19 protein-coding genes are annotated in these 23,128 nt (G+C 54.3%); 14 read left to right on the forward strand and 5 right to left on the reverse strand.

The annotated features are described in order from the left end of the window. From fecE to GW579_RS16190, 3 genes are all read left to right on the forward strand, one after another. Entirely contained in the window at positions 1-768 is a 768-nt protein-coding gene (fecE, locus tag GW579_RS16180; protein WP_165060176.1) for a Fe(3+) dicitrate ABC transporter ATP-binding protein FecE, read from the forward strand. 110 nt (positions 769-878) lie between these two features. After that, positions 879-2,027 (forward strand): FMN-dependent L-lactate dehydrogenase LldD, encoded by a 1,149-nt coding sequence (lldD, locus tag GW579_RS16185; protein WP_152326572.1) that lies wholly within the window; start codon positions 879-881, stop codon positions 2,025-2,027. A 205-nt stretch (positions 2,028-2,232) separates the two neighbouring features. Then, positions 2,233-3,072, forward strand: coding sequence for a MetQ/NlpA family ABC transporter substrate-binding protein (locus GW579_RS16190; RefSeq protein WP_165060178.1), 840 nt, complete (start codon positions 2,233-2,235; stop codon positions 3,070-3,072). 158 nt (positions 3,073-3,230) lie between these two features. Here the strand turns inward: GW579_RS16190 and fhuE are convergent, their stop codons facing one another. Then, a complete protein-coding gene (fhuE, locus tag GW579_RS16195) occupies positions 3,231-5,447 on the reverse strand; it encodes a ferric-rhodotorulic acid/ferric-coprogen receptor FhuE (protein ID WP_165060180.1) in 2,217 nt (738 codons plus the stop codon). A gap of 330 nt (positions 5,448-5,777) precedes the next feature. On the opposite strand from fhuE, the gene GW579_RS16200 reads away from it, so the two are divergent. From GW579_RS16200 to GW579_RS16225, 6 genes are all read left to right on the forward strand, one after another. Continuing rightward, the gene (locus tag GW579_RS16200) at positions 5,778-6,680 is read left to right on the forward strand and encodes a homocysteine S-methyltransferase family protein (protein ID WP_165060181.1); all 903 of its coding nucleotides are present in this window, start codon (positions 5,778-5,780) and stop codon (positions 6,678-6,680) included. A 74-nt stretch (positions 6,681-6,754) separates the two neighbouring features. Further along, positions 6,755-8,296 carry an ABC transporter substrate-binding protein gene (locus tag GW579_RS16205; protein ID WP_338105859.1) on the forward strand — a complete coding sequence of 514 codons (1,542 nt, stop codon included), beginning with the start codon at positions 6,755-6,757 and terminating at the stop codon, positions 8,294-8,296. Between the two features lie 106 nt (positions 8,297-8,402). Beyond that, positions 8,403-9,341 carry an ABC transporter permease gene (locus GW579_RS16210; protein ID WP_165060569.1) on the forward strand — a complete coding sequence of 313 codons (939 nt, stop codon included), beginning with the start codon at positions 8,403-8,405 and terminating at the stop codon, positions 9,339-9,341. Positions 9,342-9,359: 18 nt separating this feature from the next. Further along, positions 9,360-10,175: an ABC transporter permease gene (locus tag GW579_RS16215; protein ID WP_165060185.1), complete on the forward strand. Its 816-nt coding sequence runs from the start codon at positions 9,360-9,362 to the stop codon at positions 10,173-10,175. Further along, positions 10,172-11,764, forward strand: coding sequence for an ABC transporter ATP-binding protein (locus tag GW579_RS16220; protein WP_165060187.1), 1,593 nt, complete (start codon positions 10,172-10,174; stop codon positions 11,762-11,764). Before GW579_RS16215 ends, GW579_RS16220 begins: the two co-directional genes overlap by 4 nt. Positions 11,765-12,073: 309 nt before the next feature. Further along, complete coding sequence (locus tag GW579_RS16225; RefSeq protein ID WP_165060189.1) at positions 12,074-13,738, forward strand: methyl-accepting chemotaxis protein; 1,665 nt, start codon at positions 12,074-12,076, stop codon at positions 13,736-13,738. 160 nt (positions 13,739-13,898) lie between these two features. On the opposite strand, the gene GW579_RS16230 is transcribed toward GW579_RS16225, so the two are convergent. The 3 genes from GW579_RS16230 to GW579_RS16240 all read right to left on the reverse strand — a co-directional run bounded on the left by GW579_RS16230 (position 13,899) and on the right by GW579_RS16240 (position 16,651). Continuing rightward, complete coding sequence (locus GW579_RS16230) at positions 13,899-15,176, reverse strand: type II toxin-antitoxin system HipA family toxin (RefSeq protein WP_165060191.1); 1,278 nt, start codon at positions 15,174-15,176, stop codon at positions 13,899-13,901. Beyond that, entirely contained in the window at positions 15,173-15,469 is a 297-nt protein-coding gene (locus GW579_RS16235) for a helix-turn-helix domain-containing protein (protein WP_152323795.1), read from the reverse strand. Before GW579_RS16235 ends, GW579_RS16230 begins: the two co-directional genes overlap by 4 nt. Positions 15,470-15,661: 192 nt before the next feature. Next, complete coding sequence (locus GW579_RS16240) at positions 15,662-16,651, reverse strand: aldo/keto reductase (RefSeq protein ID WP_152323796.1); 990 nt, start codon at positions 16,649-16,651, stop codon at positions 15,662-15,664. Between the two features lie 323 nt (positions 16,652-16,974). Between GW579_RS16240 and GW579_RS16245 the strand changes: the two genes are divergently transcribed. The 5 genes from GW579_RS16245 (at position 16,975) to GW579_RS16265 (ending at position 21,958) form a co-directional block, all read left to right on the forward strand. Continuing rightward, entirely contained in the window at positions 16,975-17,148 is a 174-nt protein-coding gene (locus GW579_RS16245; protein WP_338105860.1) for an ATP-binding protein, read from the forward strand. A 105-nt stretch (positions 17,149-17,253) separates the two neighbouring features. Beyond that, complete coding sequence (locus GW579_RS16250; RefSeq protein ID WP_235937405.1) at positions 17,254-17,667, forward strand: hypothetical protein; 414 nt, start codon at positions 17,254-17,256, stop codon at positions 17,665-17,667. A gap of 566 nt (positions 17,668-18,233) precedes the next feature. Continuing rightward, positions 18,234-19,619: a diaminobutyrate--2-oxoglutarate transaminase gene (locus GW579_RS16255; protein ID WP_152323797.1), complete on the forward strand. Its 1,386-nt coding sequence runs from the start codon at positions 18,234-18,236 to the stop codon at positions 19,617-19,619. 18 nt (positions 19,620-19,637) lie between these two features. Then, on the forward strand, positions 19,638-21,110 hold the full coding sequence (locus GW579_RS16260; RefSeq protein WP_165060193.1) for a pyridoxal phosphate-dependent decarboxylase family protein: 1,473 nt from the start codon (positions 19,638-19,640) through the stop codon (positions 21,108-21,110). A 167-nt stretch (positions 21,111-21,277) separates the two neighbouring features. Then, the gene (locus GW579_RS16265; RefSeq protein ID WP_165060195.1) at positions 21,278-21,958 is read left to right on the forward strand and encodes a Rossmann-fold NAD(P)-binding domain-containing protein; all 681 of its coding nucleotides are present in this window, start codon (positions 21,278-21,280) and stop codon (positions 21,956-21,958) included. Here GW579_RS16265 and GW579_RS16270 read toward each other — a convergent pair. Beyond that, the gene (locus GW579_RS16270; protein WP_152323800.1) at positions 21,941-22,828 is read right to left on the reverse strand and encodes an SIS domain-containing protein; all 888 of its coding nucleotides are present in this window, start codon (positions 22,826-22,828) and stop codon (positions 21,941-21,943) included. The two genes, GW579_RS16265 and GW579_RS16270, sit on opposite strands and share 18 nt — an antisense overlap. Between the last annotated feature and the right edge of the window lie 300 nt (positions 22,829-23,128).

Consider the following 23,128-nt stretch of genomic DNA (forward strand, 5'->3'; position numbering starts at 1 on the left):
ATGCAACTGAGTGCAGAAAATCTGTACGCCGGATACGGCAATAAATCCATTCTGAACGGACTGTCGGTGACCCTTCCGGCCGGAAAAATCACCGCGCTGATCGGCCCGAACGGCTGCGGAAAATCGACGCTGCTGAAATGTTTTTCCCGCCTGCTGACGCCGGAGTCCGGCACGTTGCGGCTGCAAGGAGACGATATTTCCCGGCTACATGGCCGCGCGCTTGCCCGTAAACTGGCGCTGTTGCCGCAACAACACGTCGCGCCGGAAGGGATCCGCGTGCGGGAACTGGTCGGCTATGGCCGGAGCCCGTGGCTGAATTTATGGGGCAGGCTGGGGGAGCAGGATCACGCGAGGGTCTCGCGCGCGATGCAAGAAACGAAAATTGGTGATCTGGCCGAAAAATTAGTCAGCGAGCTCTCCGGCGGACAGCGTCAGCGCGTATTTCTGGCGATGGTGCTGGCGCAGGATACGCCGCTTGTTTTGCTCGACGAGCCGACAACGTATCTCGATATCAGCCATCAGGTTGAGCTGATGAATTTACTGCGCCGCCAGAATCAGCAGGGCAAAACGGTGGTCGCTGTGCTGCATGACCTCAATCAGGCCAGCCGTTATTGCGATTATCTGGTCATGATGGCGGCCGGAAAAATAGTTGCACAAGGCTCGCCGGAAGCCGTAATGACGCCTGCGCTGCTGGCACAGGTCTTTGATATTGATGCGCAAATCCATCCCGAGCCGGTTTCCGGTATGCCGATGTGCATTGTGAAATAGTTTTTCATTTTTCGTTGTCATTGTTTTCTATCGACTTGTCTGTTTTGAACTACACTTTTTGCACCCCTACGCGCCAGAGAGCGCAAGACAAAGATAACGAGAAAAACACGATGATTATTTCTGCATCAACGGACTACCGCGCGGCGGCAAAAAGTAAATTGCCGCCATTTCTGTTTCACTACATCGACGGCGGCGCGTACAACGAACACACCCTGCGCCGCAACACTTCGGATCTGGCCGATATCGCCCTGCGCCAGCGCATCCTGAAAAACATGTCCGATCTCAGCCTTGAGACGCAACTGTTTGGCGAAAAACTGGCAATGCCAGTGGTGCTGGCACCGGTCGGCCTGACCGGCATGTACGCACGTCGTGGTGAAGTTCAGGCGGCGCGCGCGGCAGCCAAAAAAGGCATTCCGTTCACGCTTTCCACCGTTTCCGTTTGTCCGATTGAAGAAGTCGCACCGGCCATCGACCGCCCGATGTGGTTCCAGCTTTACGTCTTAAAAGATCGCGGATTTATGCGCAATGCGCTGGAACGCGCGCAGGCGGCAGGCGTGAAAACGCTGGTCTTTACCGTCGATATGCCGGTGCCCGGCGCACGTTATCGGGACGCTCATTCTGGTATGAGCGGCCCGAACGCCGCCGCACGCCGCATGTTGCAGGCCGTTTTGCATCCGCAATGGGCGTGGGACGTTGGCGTAAACGGCAAACCGCATGACCTCGGCAACGTTTCTGCCTATCTCGGCAAACCGACCGGGCTGGAAGATTATATCGGCTGGCTGGGCACCAATTTTGACCCGTCGATATCGTGGAAAGATCTGGAGTGGATCCGGGAGTTCTGGAAAGGCCCGATGATCATTAAAGGCATTCTTGACCCGGAAGACGCCAGGGACGCCGTGCGGTTTGGCGCAGACGGCATCGTGGTATCGAACCACGGCGGCCGCCAGCTCGACGGCGTGCTTTCCACTGCGCACGCGCTGCCTGCCATCGCTGACGCCGTAAAAGGCGACATCACCATTCTCGCCGATTCCGGCATCCGCACCGGCCTGGACGTGGTCCGCATGATCGCGCTCGGCGCCGACAGCGTGCTGCTCGGGCGCGCCTTTGTCTACGCACTGGCCGCGGCAGGTGAGGCGGGCGTCATCAACCTGCTGACTCTGATCGAAAAAGAAATGCGCGTCGCCATGACGCTGACTGGCGCGAAATCTATTTCAGAAATCAGCGCCGAATCGCTGGTCTACGGGCGAAGCGTGCGGTGATTTGATGCCGGAAAGGCAGCGATAATGTTTGTGAGGTGTCGCTGTCTTTATTATTTATCTGCTTTTTGAATATCTCAATTTTCCAGATATCCATGGGAGAAATGCGTATAAGTAACGGCCTGTAAATATGTCAGCATAGATTTGTCCGGGCTAATCCTCAGGGCGCCATCACCTCAATTAAAAAAGTTAATTTTAGGGAATGTCTATGCTGAAAAATATCGCTCTGCCGGTTTCTAAATCGCTTTCTTTTGCAGGTCGTCTGACGGCTGTTGCAGCATTGCTTTCCTCCTTGTCCGCCTGGGCGGCAGAGCCGTTGCGCGTGCAGGCCGATCCGGTCCCTCATGCGGAAATTCTGGCGTATGTGCAGAAAATCGACCCAAGTCTGAATCTCAAAGTGATCGAAATTCCGAGCGGGGTGAATCCGAATGAATTGCTGGCGCACGGCGATGTGGATGCCAACTATTTCCAGCACGTGCCGTATTTGCTGTCGCAGGAAAAGGCGCTGAAAGAGAAGTTTGAAGTCGCCGCGACGGTGCATATCGAGCCGCTCGGCGTATATTCCAGCCGTCACAAAAGCTATGCGGAAGTGCCGCAAAATGGCACCGTTGCCGTCCCGAATAACGAAACCAATCTCAGCCGCGCGTTGTATTTACTGCAAAGTCAGGGGCTGATTACGCTGAAACCGGGCTTCACCGATCCGGCGAAAAATCAGGCCACGCCGCGTGATATCGCCACCAACCCGAAAAACCTGAAGATTCTGGAAGTCGAATCCCCGCAAATTCCGCGTTCATTACCGGATGTCGATCTGGCGGTCATTAACGGCAACTTCGCGCTGGAAGCCGGGCTGAGCCCGGCAAAAGACGCGCTGGGGCTGGAGAAAGCGAAGGGAAATCCTTATGCGAATATTCTGGTGACGACCGAAAAACTTAAAAATGATCCACGGATTAAGCAACTGGCGAAAGATCTCGAATCGCCGCAGGTCGCAGAGTTTATTAAAGAGAAGTTTAAAGGATCGGTGTTACCGGTGGCGGCTGCGAAAAGTTGATTTTTGGGCTCGCCGCCCAGGCTGGCTTTTAGGTCAAAACCGTGGGCGCCGGCCCACACAGGGTTAAGGAGCGTAAACGCGCTCCTTAACTTTTTAACTGCGCGCTGCCGCTCACCGTCCCGGTTATACCCGATACGGCGAGCATCTGCGAGCCAAAATCAGAAGCTATAACTCGCTGTCACCGACACATTTCTCGGCTCGCCGTACACTACGTACTGGCTGACACTCGTGTCATATTCTTTGTCGAACAGGTTGTTCACGTTGGCCTGCACGGCGAGTTGTTTCGTGACCTGATAACGGCTGAAGAGATTAACCACGGTGTAGCTGCCTTGCTCGGCGTAACGGGTGCCGTTGCCGCTTGGGCCCGGCACATCCTGCCAGACGTGAGTCTGCCAGTTCGCGCCGCCGCCGACGGTCAGATCCTGCAACATCGGCAGACGATAGCTGGTGAACAGTTTCAGCTGCGTGCGCGGCAGTTGCGGGTTAACCGCGTCGCTGTTCTCGTCTTCGGCAATGTAACGGGTGCCGCCGAACGTCATCTGCCAGTTGTCGGTCAGCGCGCCATTCAGTTCGAATTCAATCCCGCGGCTCACCGTGCCGTTTTTGCCTTCGTACGCTGTATCGGTCGAGCCTTCGATGGTGCGGCCGGTACTTTGCGCGACGTTATCGAGTTCCGCACGGAACACCGCAACGGATGCGGTCAGGCGGCTGTTGAACCAGTCGGATTTCACGCCCGCTTCGTAGTTTTTGCCGATTACCGGCGACAGATACGCACCGTTGATATCGCGGTAAGTCTGCGGCTGGAACACCGACGTGTAGCTGGCGTAGGTTGACCAGGTATCGTTGATGTCGAACACCAGACCGGCGTACGGCGTGATGTTGTTCTTCTCAATCTGAGCCGTCAGGGTGTCAGAATTCCAGTTGGTGTAACGCGCACCGACAATCAGATGCAGCGGATCGGCCAGCGAAAGACGCGTGGCGACGTACGCGGATTTCTGGCGGATAACATCCCGCTCAGCCAGAGAACGCGGACCCCAGTCAGTTTCCGGGAACTGGCTGTTGTAGTCGTTAAAGTTACCCAGCTCTTCGGTCGAAATATTGGCGAATGCGCTGTAATAGGTATTTTGTTGTTTGGAATAACTCACGCCGGTCATCAGTTCATGCTGACGGCCAAACAGTTCGTACGGGCCGCTGGCAAAGGCGTCCACGCCATCGACTTTACGTTTACCGGTGTTGTAGCCGGTCCCCGCGACGACCGGATAACCGGCATAAGCGGATTCGCCCACGCCGGTGGTTTTATCGAATGTCCCGTCGATGTACATCATTTTGCTGTCGATAAGGGATTCAGTATGCGTGCCGTTCAGCGTGGCCTGCCAGCCGTTATCGAAGGACTGTTTCAGGGTGGTGAAAAGTTTGGTGGTCTCTTTATTGCTGTAAGCCCAGTCCGGCGCGGAGTTGAAACCACGGCGGTAATCGGTTTTGCTGCCGTCGAGATACCAGCGCGGCATGCCGCCCCAGGTCGGGCTGTCGGTATTCGTTTGCTGGAATTCGTAGCCCGCGGAAAGCAGGGTGGAATCGGTCAGGTCGGCATCAACCGTGGCGTAGACGAATTTTTTGGTCGCGCCGTAACGCTCAACGTAGCTGTTCTGATCCTGATATCCGGTGATCAGGCGGCCACGCACACTGCCGGAGGCATTCAGCGGAGTAGACAAATCAGCCACGTAACGCTGTTTGTTCCAGCTGCCGTAAGTCGCGGAAACATTGCCCGTGAACTCTTTGCTGTCGGCGTGTTTACGCACCTGGTTGACAGAAGCGGACGGGTTGCCCGGGCCGGTCATCAGGCCGGTTGCGCCGCGCACCACTTCGATGCGTTCGAACAGTGCGGTGTCGGACTGGGAATCGCCCAGATCCCAGCGCGGGTCGAAGGTGGTCGGAATGCCATCGACCATGTAGTTATCGATTAAAAAGCCACGTGCGTAATAGGTGCGACGGTCAAGATCCGAGACGCTTTCCTGAATGCCGGTGGTGTTTTTCAGTACATCACCCAGCGTTTGCAGTTGCTGATCCTGCATACGTTGTTTGCTGATGATGCTCACGGACTGCGGAATGTCGCGCGTGGTCAGCGCCATTTTGGTGCCCGCGGTGGTGACCGGTACGCTGTAATCGGTAGCGGCAGTGTCGGTAACCGCCGCGTTATTTTGGCCGGTCACGACGACCGTATCGTCGGTTTTATTCGCCGTAGTTTCGGCGGCAAAAGCAGAATGTAAAGAAGACGAAATAAAAACAGCCATAACAGAAAGTGAAAGTTTCTGTCCTAAATTATTATTCCTGCCACGGATTGATTTAACTGAATTTTTCCCTGAAACGGATACCATTTATTAATCTCCGAAAGATTATTTTATATTTTATTAGCCACAACTTTTAGATATTTATAACGCTTTAAAAGGGTGAACAAGACCCGCCGGGATCCCCCGAAAAAGAGGGCCGGAATGGTGGAGTGCAAACTTAGTTAATAAAGCGAATGAGAATAATACGCATTGGGTTTAGCGGTGTAAATAAATATTACCATTCTGTAATAGTGAGTTTTCTTTTCTCATTTTTAGCCATTAAGAAATCTAGACATCTAAACGTTCGTTTTGTAGAGTGTCATTCACCTGATGAATTACTGTTTGATTCAGTTAAGAAAATTTCGAGGCGGTGACACAATGATCAGTAACATTAAAATTCTCGATGGCGGAATGGGCCGTGAACTGGCCCGGATGGGCGCGCCGTTCCGTCAGCCGGAATGGTCGGCGCTGGCGCTGATCCAGGCACCGGAATTTGTGCGTAAAGCGCATGACGCTTTTATTGCAGCCGGTTCCGACGTGATCACCACCAACAGCTACGCCGTTGTCCCTTTCCATGTGGGTGAAACCGTCTTTGCGGAGCAGGGCGCAGCGCTGATTGCGCTGTCCGGAAAACTGGCGCGCGAAGCCGCTGATGCGGCAAAAACGCCGGTGAAAGTGGCGGGTTCCCTGCCGCCGGTTCTGGGTTCTTATCGCCCGGATCTCTTCGAGCCCGTTGCGGCGAAAGCACTGCTGACCGTGCTGGTGGAGAATCTCAAAGACAGCGTGGATTACTGGCTGGCCGAAACGCAAAGTTCAGTCGCCGAAGTTGAAGCAGTGCGCGAAGTGCTGACAGATGTGCTGGGCGATGACCGGCGTCCTCTGTGGTTCTCGTTCACCTTGCAGGATCAGCTTACCGGTGACGGCCACGCGCTGCTGCGCTCCGGCGAATCCATCGAGCAGGCGGTTGACGCCGCGCAGCGTTTATCCGCCAGCGCGATTTTGTTCAACTGTAGCCGCCCGGAAGTGATGGCCGCCGCCGTTCGTGCGGCACGCGCCGCAAACACCTCTTTTGATATCGGCGTTTATGCCAACGCTTTCGAGCCCGCGGATAACAAACGCGGTGCGAATGAAGGATTAAGCAAAATGCGTCAGGACACCGATCCTGCCGGATATCTGCAATTTGCCGAAGACTGGGTAGCGCAGGGCGCAACGATGGTTGGCGGCTGCTGCGGTATCGGGCCGGAACACATCGCGGCATTGAAAAACGCCTTCAGCCAATAAAATCAAAAACATTTCAGCCGCACGCCGGACTGAATTTTGGGGCGTGATCGCCTCAGTGACAGGGGAAAAACATGATTGATCGTCGTTCGTTTATTAAAAGTGCGGGGGCACTTTCCATCGCAGCCGCCACGCATTCATTGTGGCTGGGCAACGCATTTGCCGCCGACGCTGAGAAGCCGAAAAAAGGCGGACACCTGGTGGTGGGCGTGGATAACGCGTCCAGCACCGACCGTCTGGATCCGGCATTCTGGTTCGAAACGTACATGTATTTTGTCGGCTCACAGGTTTTCAATAACCTGGTGGAAATCGACGAAAGCGCCGGGCTTGCCCCCTCGCTGGCGGAATCCTGGTCATCTGCCGATGGCAGCAAAACCTGGGTGCTGAAAATCCGTCAGGGCGTGCAGTTCCACGATGGCCGCTCGCTGGGCGCGAAAGACGTGGTCTATTCCCTTAATCACCACCGCGGCGAGAAATCCACATCGCCGGTAAAAGGTTATCTGGACACCGTCAGTTCCATTGAAGCGACCGGCGAACACGAAGTGACGATCAAACTGACCGCCGCCGATGTGGAATTTGTCTGGCTGCTGAGCGCGGTGCATTTTGCGATCACCGCCGAAAATGAAAACTTCGACAAAGGCATCGGCACAGGCGCGTTCATTCTGGAGAAATTCCAGCCGGGCGTAACCACGCTGACCAAACGCAATCCGAATTACTGGAACAGCGAACGCGGGCATGTTGATTCCGTCGAAACGCTGGCGATGAACGATTCCACGGCGCGCGTGGCGGCGCTGGTCAGCGGCTCTGCGCACCTGATTAACCGCGTGAATCCGCGCATTGTCAGCCGTATCGAGCGCATGCCGAACCTGAAACTGGTGCGTGCGAAAGACAGCATGATTTACACCTTCCCGGGGCTGTCGAATCTGGCGCCGTTTGATAACGTCGATGGCCGTCTGGCGCTGAAATATGCCATTGACCGTCAGCAGATTATCGACACGGTATTGGGCGGATACGGCACTGTTGCCAACGATAATCCCATTTTCCCGTCGAACCGCTACTTTGCGAAAGACATCCCGCAGCGTCCGTATGATCCTGAAAAAGCCCGGTTCCACTGGAAGAAATCCGGGTTCAGCGGCCCGCTGACGCTTAACGTGGCCGACGCCGGTTTCCCGGGCGCGGTTGATGCCGGTCAGCTTTATCAGCAATCTGCGGCGAAAGCCGGGATCAACCTCAACGTGGTTCGCGTGCCGGATGACGCGTTCTGGAATGATATCTGGCAGAAGAAAGCGTTTGTGTCGTCTAACTGGGCGAACCGCCCGACCGCCGATGCGCTGCTTTCTCTGGTGTTTACCAGCCAGTCTTCGTGGAATGAATCGGCCTGGCACGTTCCGGCCTTCGATGCGATGGTGAAAGCCGCGCGCGGGGAGCCGGATGAAGCGCGCCGTACGCAGATTTACCACGATATTCAGGTGATGCTGGTCGATCAGGGTAGCGAAGTCATTCCGCTGTACGCCGACGCGCTTGACGGCTGCTCATCCAAAATCAAAGGATTCACCTCTGTGCCGGGAATGCCGCTGAGCGGTAACCGCGCGGCAGAGAAAATCTGGATCGAAAGCTGAGCCGGGTAAAAGAATAATGTCAGAACTTCCTTCTGTAAAAATACCTCAACGGCCCGCGGGCCGTTTTTCGCTGAACCGTGTTTCACCAGACGGCTCGCTTTTGCGCATGGTGCTGGTGCGTTTGTTTTATGGCGTGCTGGTGGTGCTGGCGGTTTCCGTGCTGATTTTTGCCGGTGTGCAGTTGCTGCCGGGCAACGCGGCCACCGCCATTCTCGGCCAGAGCGCGACGCCGGATGCCATCCGCGAACTGAACTTGCAACTCGGGCTGGATAAGCCGGCGGCGAGCCGCTATCTGAGCTGGCTGTCCGGCGTACTGCACGGCGATTTCGGTACCAGTTTCTCCACACGCGAGGCCATCAGCGGCCCGCTGTTTACGCGGCTTGGTAATACGCTGTTTCTGGCGGGATGCACCGCCGCCATCGCGGTTCCGCTGGCGCTAATCATCGGGTTTATTTCCGTGCGTTATCACGGCAGCGTTATCGATACTTTCCTTAATGCCATCACCCGCGCCACCGTTGCGCTGCCGGAATTTTTCTCCGGTTATCTGCTGATCCTGATTTTCGCCATCACGCTGGCGTGGGCACCGAGCAACAGCAGTATTTCGCCGGACATGCCGCTGGCCGCCAAACTTGCTGCAATCTCACTGCCGTGCGCCACCCTGGTGCTGGCGATCCTCGGGCACATGAGCAACATGACCCGCGCCGCGCTGATTGCCGCGCAAAGCTCCGCGTATGTGGATACCGCGCTGCTGAAAGGGCTGTCGCCGTCGCGCATTTTGTGGCGTCACGTTCTGCCCAACGCCATCGGCCCGATTATCAACGTCGTGGCGATCAATCTGGCGTATCTGATGGTCGGCGTGGTGATTGTCGAGAATGTCTTTGTGTATCCGGGGCTGGGGCAATACATGGTCGACAGCATCAGCAAACGCGACATTCCGGTGATGCAGGATTGCGCGCTGTTGCTGGCCGGGATTTATATCCTGCTGAATTTGCTGGCCGACGTGATGGCGCTGGTCGCCAATCCGCGTTTACGCCATAACCGCTAAAATTTAGGAATTGCTGCAATGCCTGCCTTAAAACCTGCCTCGATCCTTGGCCTGCTGGTGCTGATTCTCTTTGTTCTTATCGCGATTTTTGCGCCGTGGCTGGCGCCGCACGCACCGGATCAGACACTGGGCATGTCGTGGGATCTGCCGGGACCCAATGCGCTGCTCGGCACCGACAATCTCGGGCGTGATCTGCTTTCGCGCCTTATCTGGGGCACCCGTGTTTCGCTGGGCGTTACCGTGCTGGCGGCGCTGGTGGCCTTTTCGGTCGGCTGCACGTTGGGCTTTATCGCCGGATTGCGCGGCGGCTGGCTGGATCAGGTGATTTCCCGCTGCAACGACATCGTGATGGCGGTCCCGACACTGATTCTGGCGCTGATCGTGCTGGCCGTCTTGCCGAAAACCTTGCTGACCCTGACGCTGGTTCTCGGGCTGCTGGAATCCACCCGCGTGCTGCGCGTGGCACGTTCGCTGGCGACGGATATCGGCGTGATGGAGTTTGTCGATGTGGCGCGCCTGCGCGGAGAAAGCCTCGGCTGGATCCTCCGGCGGGTGATTTTGCCTAACGCCTTACAGACGCTGATTGCCGAATTTGGCCTGCGCTTTATTTTCATTTTGCTGTTCCTCTCGGCGCTGTCGTTCCTCGGTCTTGGCGTTCAGCCACCGACCGCCGACTGGGGCGGGCTGGCGCGGGATAACAAAGACGGCATTCTGTTTGGCGTTTGGGCGGCGCTGATCCCCGGCGGGGCGATTGCGGTGCTGGCGCTGGCGGTAAATGCCGTCGCCGACTGGCTGATGAGCGGTTCGACCCGCGTCTGGGGGAAAAAAGCATGAGCGACGTTTTACTCAAAACAGAAAATTTGCGCGTGGTGTCCGCCGGAAAAAATCCGCGGACGCTGGTGGATGACGTGTCTTTTACCGTCAAGCGCGGCGAAGTGCTGGGGCTGATTGGTGAATCCGGCGCGGGGAAATCCACTATCGGGCTGGCAATTCTCGGCCATTGTCGTCAGGGAATGCGTATTCATTCCGGCAGCATTGTCTTTAACGGGCAGGATCTCACGGCGTTGTCTGACCGGCGTTTACGGCAGATCCGTGGTCGCCATATTGCGTATGTGGCGCAGTCCGCCGGTGCGGCGTTTAACCCGGCGATTACCCTGGGTGAACAGGTGATTGAAGCGGCACTGAAACACAAAATCTATGACCGCCAGCAGGCACAGGCGCGCGCCATTGAACTATTTGAACAGCTCGGTTTGCCGCAGCCGCAGGCGTTTTATCAGCGTTATCCGCATCAGGTTTCCGGCGGTCAGTTGCAGCGGGCGATGATTGCGATGGCGCTGTGCGCCCGTCCCGAACTGCTGATCTTCGATGAGCCGACGACGGCGCTGGATGTCACCACGCAGCTTGGCGTGCTGAAAGCCATTGCCGATGTGATCCGCATTTCCGGCGTGGCGGCTATTTACATCAGCCACGATCTGGCCGTTGTCGCGCAAATCAGCGACAAGATTATGGTTTTGCAGCACGGCAAAACGGTGGAACAGGCACCGGCCGCGCAACTGCTGGCGCAGCCGCAACAGGAATACACCCGGCGTCTGCTGAATGCGCAGGGCGAAATCAAAACGCCGCAAACCGGCGAGGCACCGGTGGCGCTAAGTCTGCGCAATATCAGCGCGCGTTATCAGGCGCAGCCGGTCTTGCAGGATATTTCCCTGAATTTGCCGCGTGGCCGGACGCTGGCGGTGATCGGCGAATCCGGTTCGGGGAAATCAACGCTCGGCAAAGTGATTTGCGGGTTACTCAGCCCGGAAACGGGGAAAGTGACGCTGGAACAGCAAACGCTGCCTGCCGGTCTGCGTCAGCGCAGCCGCCCGCAGTTGCGCGATGTGCAGCTGATTCATCAGATCCCCGATACCGCGCTGAACCCGAAAGAGCGCATTGGCGGGCAGATTTCCCGCGTGCTGGAATGTTTTACTTCGCTTAACCGCCCCGAACGGCAGGCCAAAGTCAGCGAACTGCTGGCACAGGTCGGGCTGCATGCGGAGCTGGCGGAGCGTTATCCTGCGGCACTTTCCGGCGGCCAGAAGCAGCGCGTGTGTATCGCGCGTGCGCTGGCGGCGGAGCCGAAGCTGATTGTGTGCGACGAACCGACGTCCGCGTTAGACCCGCTGGTGGCGCGCGAGGTGCTGGCACTGCTGCGTAAAATCCAGCACGACACCGGCATTGCGTACCTCTTTATCACGCATGATTTGCAGGTGGTGCGCGAGATTGCTGATGAAGTGGCGGTACTGAAGCAAGGCGTGATTGTGCGTCAGGGGCCGGTAGCATCCGCACTGAGCGAACCGCTGGACGATTACACCCGCGAGTTGCTGCATTCCGTACCGGAAATGCGTACCGGCTGGCTGGCGGAAATGTTCGTCAGCGCGTAAAGCGGCCTCCCCTGAAAAGGGGAGGCGTAAATCGCAATTCCATTTTTGTACAGTTACAAACTTTTCTGATTCATTTCTCTTTACACTTCCCTAATAATTCATTCACTAAAGATCTCTTTATTTGTACCGATAACCTTCCTGAACATTAAATATTTCTAAGAGTTTTATTCCCGCGTCAAAAAATTAATTTGAGATAAGGGTTTACGGATTATTTAAAAAAATAAACAGTGATTTCGCTATGCAATTATCAGCGGTTTGAATTGTTTCGCGTTGTATTCATTTTATTGGCCACGAAATAAGGGAGTGAGAATGTTTAAGATGATCAACAATATGCGGGTGGGTGCCCGTTTGGGGGCCGCATTCAGCCTGGTAATTCTGTTATTAATCATCGTCAGCGTGACAGCAGTAACCAAAATAAGCGCTATCAACTCCAGCATTGACCAAATAGTCAACGATCGTTATGTGAAAGTTCGTCTGGCATTTGATGTCCGCGACGGTGTGAATAACCAGATTAAATTCTTGCGCGGAATTGTCATCGATACCAAGAATCCTGAACAAAACCAAAAACGTTATTTACAGCTGGATGACACCATTAAACAAACCAATCTGGCGATGAGCAAAATTGCGGCCATCCAGACAACGGTGACCGGTAAGCAAAAAATTAAAGCCTTGCAGGATGCCAGCGATGCGTTTGAAAGCGGCAAAGAAGCGCTGATTGCACTGGCCCGCGCCGGTGATATGGACGGCGCAACCGAATATGTCCTGCGTAAACTGACCACGTCGCAGAACGCGTATCTGGATCTGGCCATCGCTTTTGCCAATTCTCAGGATCAGCAGTTGCAGGCTGAAGGCAAAAAAGCGGTGGCAGACGGGCATACCGCCATTGAACTGACGCTGATTTTCTCCGCGCTGGCGATCCTGCTGGCCGCGGCAATGGGCTATTTCCTGACCCGTTCAATCACCCGTCCGCTGCTGAATGCCGTGAAAGTGGCGGAAAACGTGGCGGCAGGCGACCTGACCACGCAGATTCAGGTGAACTCCCACGACGAAACGGGCCAGCTGATGCAGGGCCTGAAAAACATGAACGAAAATCTGCTCAAGATCGTGACAGAAGTTCGTGCCGGAACCCATGCGATTAACAGCGCGTCCAGCGAAATTGCCGCCGGGAACCTGGATTTGTCTTCCCGTACTGAACAGCAGGCCAGCTCACTGGAAGAAACCGCCTCGGCCATGGAACAGATGACCGCGACGGTGAAACAGAATGCTGATAACGCGCGTCAGGCTAATCAGCTCGCGGCGCAGGCTTCCCGCGTGGCAGTGCAGGGCGGCGAAGTGGTGGGCGAAGTCGTTAATACGATGGAAGGCATCAATGCTTCTTCCCGCAAAATCGTCGATATTATCGCGGTGATCGACGGCATTGCGTTCCAGACCAACATTCTGGCGCTGAACGCCGCCGTGGAAGCCGCGCGTGCCGGTGAACAGGGGCGCGGATTTGCCGTGGTGGCATCAGAAGTGCGTAATCTGGCGCAGCGTTCTGCTTCGGCGGCGAAAGAGATTAAATCGCTGATCGACGATTCTGTTCTGAGAGTCGATAACGGGACGCAGCTGGTCGCCAAAGCGGGCGCGACGATGGCCGAAGTGGTGTCCAGCGTGAAGAACGTGACCGACATCGTGGGAGAAATTGCGATTGCCAGCAATGAACAAAGCACCGGCATCGAAGAGATCAACAAAGCCATCAACCAGATGGACGAAGTCACGCAGCAGAACGCCGCGCTGGTCCAGGAAGCCTCTTCGGCAGCATATTCCCTGAATGAGCAGGCGGAGCGTCTGTCGCAGGCCATCAGCATCTTTAAAGTCAGCGCGGCGACGGCAACCTCCGCCGTGCGTAAAGCGACGCAGGTTAAATCTCCGGCATTATTGCCAAACCGTCGCGCGGTGCCTGTCGCCGATGAAGGCTCGTGGGAAACCTTCTGATTTTCTGATTATTTTCTGCGTTAATTCTCCAAACCCGGTACTGAGTATCGGGTTTTTTACTTTTCTGCCGCGAAGATCGTGACGCAGGGGGACTGACGGGCTGACGATGAGGCGGAAGGCGACTTGCGCTTATTTGAACCTTCCGTGGTGCGGTTACCCGCTATCCTTTCAGAAAATCTGCACGCAGTTTATTCAGAACGTTGAAGACCGGTGTTCCTGCGGATTCGGCAATCTTTGTGTCAGCGAAAACTTGCTGCCAGTTAGCCAGTGCGGCCAGCGTCTGATCAATGTAATCATCCGGTTTGAGGAATTTATAGTCTTTGCACAACTGGTGCATAAGTTTTCGCGTCGGTTTTCCTTTTCCAGCAAATGACGTTGTGTGTTCCCCCATGCCTTCAGAAAATGTCAGGTCATAAGCGGGGGACAACGTCCACCGTTCTTCCGCATCAGAATGGATAAATGCAAAGTTTTTTGCATGATCATCGTAGTTATGGGAGAGCGCATTAAAGACCATCAGACGCGCCATTTTCTCGACTTCAGCAGCATTTTGGGTCAACGCGTAAGTGAGTTTAAGCATTTCACTGTAATCGAGCGACTGGGTTCTGAAATCGGCATAAATCAGCGCCGATGCGGTCATCACGTGGCGGCGGCTGTCGCCCTCACGGTCAAAACGACGTGTTGCAAAGAAACGCTCGGTTTGATTCTTATCAGAGAGTTGCACGTCTAACAGCGTTGAGTCCGCCATTGTGACGCCCGCATTTCTTGCCATGATGGCGTATGCCTGCTCGATAGCGCCAGTTTCCAGCGGTTCATCCAACGCCCTGAACTTTACAATCCAGTGGGTATATCCTTCACGCAGCGGCTCAAAGGCTGAAGTAGCCTGGGTTGTGTCAGCTGAGAGGGCTACGATGGCCTTTGGCCGGGCACCACCGGGCGAGCCGCCCGCAATACGCAGTGTTTTAAGAACCTGGCGAGTCTTCCCGGCCTGCACTTCGACAGAGGCCTCAAAAAGGTCTGCGACGCTAAGCGAAAAGGGAATATCCACTTTCTCAGATTTAGGGTGATATTCAAAAGCCCCCATGCCGCGATCGCCGAGGTACGCCAGACGGTCAAGTTGAGTGAGCGTCCGGGATGTCCCCGCACCAAAATGGCCATCGAAGAACCGGTCCATTAATTCCAGACCCCAGCCATCCGGCAGGGAATCTGAAAATGCGCCATGTAACCCGCGAAATAACATATGTTTCGCCAGCTGAGGTTTATCATCGAACGTCATAGTAAACGGTGAAAGGCTGAACCCTGAAGCCAGCCACGCTTTACTGTATGTGAAGTAAATGCCTTTTCCTTCAGCCTGATACAACTCACCGACCTTTTGTCCGTTGACGGAAACGGTTAGCTCTTCTACATGCGTCAGTGTGTCGTTTCTGAATGATTTATTCATCGTCCCCCCCGCTGGCGGCTGGCATTTTTTAGTTCCTCATAGGAACCGGGTTGTGAAGGTTTGAACAGCGTGGTGAATGGCGTGAGTTCATCCAGCGCGGTCGCCAGCAAGATCATCGATTCCAGCGTAGCAGAACCCGTGAGTTCAAAGCGTTTTATGGATGATTCAGAAACCCCTGAACGTTCAGCCAGTGTTTTACGTGAAAGATTTTTCGACAGACGTAATGCCCGTGCGTTTTTTCCGATATCGCGGGCAATTTCAGCAGGAGAATAAAGAAAGTGCATCAGGGACATTAAACGTCACTCCAGTGGCACTTAATGGTCCATATAAGACCTGTTATGTGCATTAATCGATGATAATAGGTCATTTTAGACCCGTTATTAAAAAAATGCAAAACCCCGAGCAAAAGGTCATATATGACCTCTTATGCGGGGTTGATAGTGTTTACAGGTCATATTTGACCCATAAAAGTATGGCCTGTTTTGTTAACGCCCGACGCGTGCCTGCAACGCGGCCGGATAGCGGTCTCCGTGAACTTCGACGGCGGCCAGCGCGCTGGCGAGATTGCGTAATTCGCTGTCGCTCAGCGTGACGTCCGTTGCGCCTAAGTTTTCTTCCAGACGGTGCAGTTTGGTGGTGCCCGGAATCGGTACAATCCACGGTTTTTGTGCCAGCAGCCAGGCCAGCGCAATCTGTGCCGGTGTCACGCGTTTTTCCTGCGCGATGTGATGAATCACCGCCAGCAGGCTCTGGTTTGCCGCCAGCGCTTCCGGTGAGAAACGCGGCACTTTGCTGCGGAAATCGTCGCTTCCAAAGGTGGCATTCGCATCAAATGCGCCGGTCAGGAAGCCTTTCCCCAGCGGGCTGAAGGGCACAAAACCAATACCCAGCTCTTCCAGCGTCGGAATGATTTCCTGCTCCGGCTCGCGCCACCACATTGAATATTCGCTTTGCAGCGCGGTAACCGGCTGCACGGCGTGCGCGCGGCGGATAGTTTGTGCGCCAGCTTCGGACAACCCGAAGTGCTTCACTTTACCCTCGGCAATCAGATCTTTTACTGCACCAGCAACGTCTTCAATCGGTACTTCCGGGTCTACACGGTGCTGATAAAGCAGGTCGATGACGTCGGTCTTCAGGCGTTTCAGCGAGCCTTCCACCGCAACGCGAATGTGTTCCGGGCGGCTGTTGAGGTTTTGCTGTTTGTTATCGTCGCCAAAGGTGAAACCAAATTTCGTGGCGATCACGACTTTATCGCGCACCGGTGCCAGCGCTTCGCCGACCACTTCTTCGTTGAGGTACGGGCCGTAAACTTCGGCGGTGTCAAAGAAGGTCACGCCGCGTTCGACCGCGGCGCGGATAAGTTCAATGGCCTGACGGGTTTCCGTTGCGGCGCCGTAACCAAAACTCAGCCCCATGCAGCCTAAACCGAGAGACGAAACTTCGAGGCCAGATTTGCCCAGTAAGCGTTTGTGCATGTGATTTTCCTCAGTATTGACGTGATATGTTCAGTGTCCGTGGGATCTGCGATCCGTTGTGTGGAGATTTATCCTGTAATCCCAAAATCCTGTGATTTCAGGATGAGTGACAACGAAAGCGTAACGTGGATTGAATCATAGTCGCTGAAGGTTCATCGGATTAGAGGGGGCAATCCGCATACCTTTATGAACTGAGTTCATAAATCGGAGAGAGCCTGCGGGAACATTACAAAGTTGTCATTTTACTGGCGGCTTTCTGTAGGGGCGCGCAGTTTGTCTGGCTGAGTATCGAAGATACGGGCGAGGGAATCTCTGCGGAACATCTGCCGCTGATTTTTGACCGTTTCTACCGGATCGACGCTTCGCGCAGCCTGACTGAAAACACCGGCCTCGGGCTGGCGATTGTGAAGACCATCGCGGAATTGCACGGCGGGCGCATTGTCGTTGGAAGCGAACCGGGAAAAGGCAGCCGTTTTACGCTGGTTCTGCCAAAATAATCATCCTGCGCTGAACTCCCGATAAATAAAATTCAGCGTTCCCGATGAGACAGGCTATCTTTCTTAAGGTTTTTAGATGATTAGCCAGAAAAATAAAGGGAGCACATGACCAAAATTTTATCGCCCCCGGCGCAGGCGCTGATGATGTCGTTGCTGACGGGGCAGGCGGTTCACTGGCAAAGTGCGTGGACGCCGCCTCCTTATACCGTGCAGGCCTGGCGGGGGATCAGTTCCGTGATGTTCTCAAAAATACTCGAACCGGTCTGGTGGTGCTGTCGTTGTCCGGATCCGGTGGTGACGGTCAGGCGTAACAGCGTCTACTGGCTGGCGCATCTGGTACAGGAACCCGGCCCGGCGGCGGAGAAACTGTGGATTGATGCGGTAAAAGCGCGCTATCAGATGCAGACCAACAGTACGCTCGGCCATGAAGCCGACGCCTTTCTGGTGCAGGTTTTTCAGGATTACGTCGCGCTGTATGACCTTTATCGCAAAGGGAAAGATAAGGCGAAAAATAGCTAGCAATAATGCGGATCCGTTTAGAAAATCGCGTTTCCGTTATTCGCCGATATAATAAAAGTCCGAATTACTTCATTAATAACCCGCCGTTATATCGGTGTAATATATTTCAAAATTTATATTCGGCTAATATTCAGCCATTTACTGCCCGCAAGGTTATTATCTGCGGCCGCCTTACATCCGGCAGGCTATAATAACAATGTTCTTTTTGGGATCTGCTATCCGGCCTCTGCGCCGGTGCGAAGTCACGGCCAGCGCGGGGCGATGCGATGTCACTTAAGGGCAATTTTGTTCCCGTGGTATCACGCGTTTACCCGTTGTTTACCTGACAGGAAGTGCTTTTTAGTGCTTTATTAATGACCGTGTAACGGAGTTAAGTCAGCACGATCGTTCACTAAATCAGCAACATATTGATTCTGTTAAAAAAGAATAAACAATTCTATACAAAATAAATTATTGAGGTACAGAGTAAAAAGCCATATATTGGCCGCGTTTTTCTCATGGTACTTACCTTTTAAATACATTTATTCAATTGCAGCGTTTCCATAACCTGCGGTTGTAGGAGAGATATGATGACGGATAAAGTCCGTATTGACAGTTTAGGTGCGAATTCATTAAACGGAAACAATGAAACCTATTTGGCGAGACAAGCTGAATTTGAATCGAATGTCAGGAGCTACCCGCGCAAGTTGCCGTTAGCAATTGCGAAGGCCAATGGCGTGTGGATCACCGATGTTGAGAATAATCAATATCTTGATTGCCTTGCCGGTGCCGGTACGCTGGCTCTTGGACATAATCATCCGGACGTGCTGCAAAGCATCCAAAATGTCATTACCAGCGGCTTGCCGTTACATACACTGGATCTGACAACCCCGTTGAAAGATCAGTTCTCAGAATATCTACTTTCTTTACTGCCGCAACAGGGCAAAGAGTATTGCCTGCAATTCACCGGCCCGTCCGGTGCGGATGCGGTAGAAGCGGCCATGAAACTGGCTAAAAAAGTCACCGGTCGCTCTGGCATCATCAGCTTCTCCGGCGGTTATCACGGTATGACACATGCCACGCTGGCGGTGACCGGTAATCTGTCTCCGAAAGAAGCGGTAAACGGCATGATGCCGGAAGTGCAGTTCATGCCTTACCCGCACCAGTACCGCTGCCCGCTGGGCATTGGCGGTGAAGCCGGCGTTAAAGCATTAACTTATTACTTCGAAAACCTGATCAACGACGTGGAAAGCGGCGTTCGCAAACCTGCGGCCGTTATTCTGGAAGCCGTTCAGGGCGAAGGCGGCGTGAACCCGGCTCCGGCTGAGTGGTTGCAGCGCATCCGTAAAGTGACTCAGGAACACGGCATTCTGCTGATCCTCGACGAAGTTCAGGCTGGTTTCTGCCGTACCGGCAAACAGTTCGCCTTCGAACACGCGGGTATCGAGCCGGACATCATTGTGATGTCTAAAGCGGTCGGCGGCGGTCTGCCACTGGCGGTTCTGGGTATCAAGAAACAGTTCGACGCCTGGGCTCCGGGTCACCACACCGGTACATTCCGTGGTAACCAGCTGGCAATGGCTACCGGTCTGACGACGCTGAAAATCTTGAAAGAAGAAAAGATTGCAGAAAAAGTCGCCGCGCAGGGTGAATGGCTGAAAGGCAAACTGGCTGACCTGCAAAAACGTTATCCGGTGATCGGTAATGTGCGTGGTCTGGGCCTGATGATTGGTATCGAGATCGTTAAACCGAACGAAGCGCAGGATCACATGGGTTGCTACCCGGCTGATGGCGATTTGTCTGCGCTGTTGCAGAAAAAATGCTTCGGTGCTGGCCTGATCCTGGAACGTGGTGGCCGTAATGGCTGCGTGCTGCGCCTGTTGCCTTCCCTGCTGATCACGAACGATGAGCTGGGTATTTTCCTCGATAAGTTTGAGCAGGCGCTGCTGGCGGCTGGCATCAAACCTGTCTGAGCGGAGTAAGAGATTCTGATGTCCGAGTTAAACCCGATTCTGGCAGGCTCAGCGCAAAGCACTGAAGCCTACCAGCAGGCCATTGCACAGAGCAGTGAAGCTGTTGTGCAGTGGCTGCAACAACCTGAGATGTATCAGGGGAAAACCGTTGCACAACTGCGTGAGCGTATTACGCTGGATTTCAATCCTCAGGGCCTGGGCAACCAGGCTGCGATTGAACGTGCGATTGAATATTTCCTGAAAGACAGCCTGTCGGTGCATCACCCGCAGTGCGTGGCGCATCTGCATTGCCCGAGTCTGGTGATCAGCCAGGCCGCGGAAGTGCTGATTAACGCCACTAACCAGAGCATGGACTCCTGGGACCAAAGCCCGTCAGCGACCATCATCGAGATGAAGCTGATTGAATGGCTGCGGACTCAGGTCGGTTACCAGGCTGGCGATGCGGGCGTGTTCACCAGCGGCGGCACCCAGAGCAATCTGATGGGGCTGATGCTGGCGCGTGACGCGTTCTTCGCCCGTCAGGGACACTCCATCCAGCAGGATGGTCTGACCGGTAATCTGCGTAAAATTAAAGTGTTATGTTCTGAAAACGCGCACTTCTCCGTGCAGAAAAACATGGCATTGCTGGGCCTCGGCTATCAGTCTGTAACACTCGTCAAAACCGATGAATTCGCCCGTATGGATTTCAACGATTTACGCGAGAAAGTGGCACAGGCTCAGGCCAACGGCGAGCAGATTCTGGCGATCGTCGCAACAGCCGGTACCACCGACGCCGGTGCTATCGACCCGCTGCGTAAAATTGCTGAACTGGCCGCGGAGCACCAGATTTGGGTGCACGTTGACGCGGCGTGGGGCGGTGCCTTGTTGCTGTCTGAAAAGTATCGTCATTATCTGGACGGTATTGAACGGGTGGATTCCATTACGCTGGACTTCCACAAACAGTTCTTCCAGACCATCAGCTGCGGCGCGTTCCTGCTTAAAGAAGAGCGTCACTACGAGCTGATGCGCTATCAGGCGGCTTACCTGAACTCTGAGTTCGACGAAGCGGCTGGCGTACCAAATCTGGTGTCTAAATCGCTGCAAACCACCCGCCGTTTCGATGCGCTGAAACTGTGGATGGGTCTGGAAGCGTTGGGTCAGAAACAGTACGCCGAAATCATCGATCACGGTGTCACACTGGCACAAGACGTGGCGCAGTTCGTGATGTCCGAAGCGTCGCTCGAACTGGTGATGAAGCCACAGCTGGCCAGCGTTCTGTTCCGTTATCGTCCACAGCAGCTGGCGACCGCCAGCGACGCGGCTATCGCGCTGCTGAACCAGAAAATCGGTGATGCGCTGCTGGAATCCGGTCGTGCCAACGTGGGCGTGACCGAGCATAACGGCGTGACCTGCCTGAAACTGACGTTGCTGAACCCGACCGTAACGCTGGAGGATGTCAAAGTCCTGCTGGCGCTGGTTGAGAAAACGGCACAGCAACTGCTGAACGCGTAAGTCTGGTTCGTTAGAGAACGCAGTAAAAAGCCGGTAACACTTTCAGGTGTTACCGGCTTTTTTATGCCTGACACACAATTTTCCAGGACACGAAAAACCACCTGAAAGCCCGGCGTTCCCCTCTATAATCCATTCACTGAACGAATTTTAAAACGATGAGGCATTCGATGGATATCTTGATTTATGGCGCGACAGGCATGGTCGGTCAGGGCGTTTTGCTTGAATGTCTCAGGGCGGATGACGTGAAGTCGGTGACGGTGATTGTGCGTTCGCCGCTGGCGGAAAGTCACCCGAAGCTCAGGCAGATTGTTACCGCCGATCTTCTCAGCCCTTTCACAACGAATGAAATGAGCCAGTATGCGGCATGCTTTTTTTGTCTCGGCGTCAGTTCGGCGGGCACGACCGAAGCACAGTACAGCAAAATTACGTATGATCTGACGCTGGACGTTGCCTCAAAGCTGTATCAGGTAAACCCGGCGATGGCGTTCATCTATGTTTCCGGTGCAGGAACGGACAGCTCGGAGCAGGGCAAAAGTATGTGGGCGCGGGTGAAAGGGAAAACCGAAAATGCTCTTCTGGCAAAAGGCTTTGCCTCTGCGTGGATGTTCCGGCCTGGCATGATCCAGCCGCTGAACGGCGCGCGCTCCAAAACAACCCGTTACCGGATTCTTTATCAGATTTTATCGCCGGTATTACCGCTGCTGAAACGTCTGTTTCCCCGCGCCATTCTGACGACGGAAGACATCGGGAAAGCAATGTTAAATCTGGTCCGTTATGGCAATCAAAAAGCCATTCTGGAAACGGAAGATATCGGCAGAATGGCGCATTCTTCACTTCGCCGCATGTAACGGGCTGACCACGTCGATTCCGCGCGACAGTTTTTCTTTATTTCCCTGATAATCTTCCAGAAGAATGGCGATAAAGAGGCTGTCCAGCAGGTTCAGTTGTACGATCCTCGCCACCGCATTTTGCCCCAGTAGCGGGCCACTCATTGCCGGGCTGAAAATAGATAAATCAGAACATTGAGAAAGCGGGGAGCCGTTGTCATTGGTGATACAGATGAGTTTTGCTTTGTTCGCGATGGCGGTATGAGCGGCGTTGAGCATCTCACGCGTTTCGCCGGACTGCGAGATGGCGATGACCACATCTTTTTCGTCAAGCTGGCTGGCGGCCATCAGCATCAGGTGGAAATCACTGTAGGCGTGGCTGATGATCCCGATACGCAGCAATTTATGTTCGAAGTCCATGCCGACGGAGGCCGAACCGCCGACACCAAAAATGATCACCCGTCGCGCCTGAAAAATAAGCCGCGCGGCTTTGCCGATGGTGGCCGCGTCAGCCACCGAACGCGCTTCTTTCAGCACCTGAATGCTGTTCGAAAACACCTTATCCAGCACGTTATCCAGGCTGTCATGCTCAGTGATTTCCTCTTCCCGCTCATACGGCAGCGACTCAAAATAGCTGATTAGCGCCGTGCGCATTTCCCGAAAACCGGAAAACCCGACTTTTTTCGCCACCTTCACCAGCAGCGGTTCAGAGACTTCCAGCGCCGCGGCCACTTCACGCAGACTGGTTTCCTGGCTGATATTGCCTTTGATAATGAGCCATTCGACGATCCTGCGTTCGGTAGGGTTGAGCTGAGAAAGGGACATTTTGATCCGTGCCCCTATCGCAAGAGCACTGTCCGATTCCTGCACTACACCCTCATTTTTGGCCATTTCTCATACCGTCTCTGCACTGATTAGGAAGCGTAAAGGTTAACACAAGGGATCAACCTGTTGAATACGGACGTCAAACTAAACGGCGTAACTTTCACATTACGATAAATTAATGTGAATAAAATGCGTCTTCCTCTCAGCAAGGTCTTTAGCGCATCCAATGATTCAGCTACTTCACTAACGCCCACCATTCTGACGCTTTCAGTAAATTCACATTAACTTTTAAAATTGTGAAGTCGATCTTTTAAAACGATTGCAATTGCGATAACTTCACATTGATAATGATTGTTGTGAAGTTAT

This window comes from Rahnella contaminans, assembly GCF_011065485.1.
Lineage (GTDB): Bacteria > Pseudomonadota > Gammaproteobacteria > Enterobacterales > Enterobacteriaceae > Rahnella > Rahnella contaminans.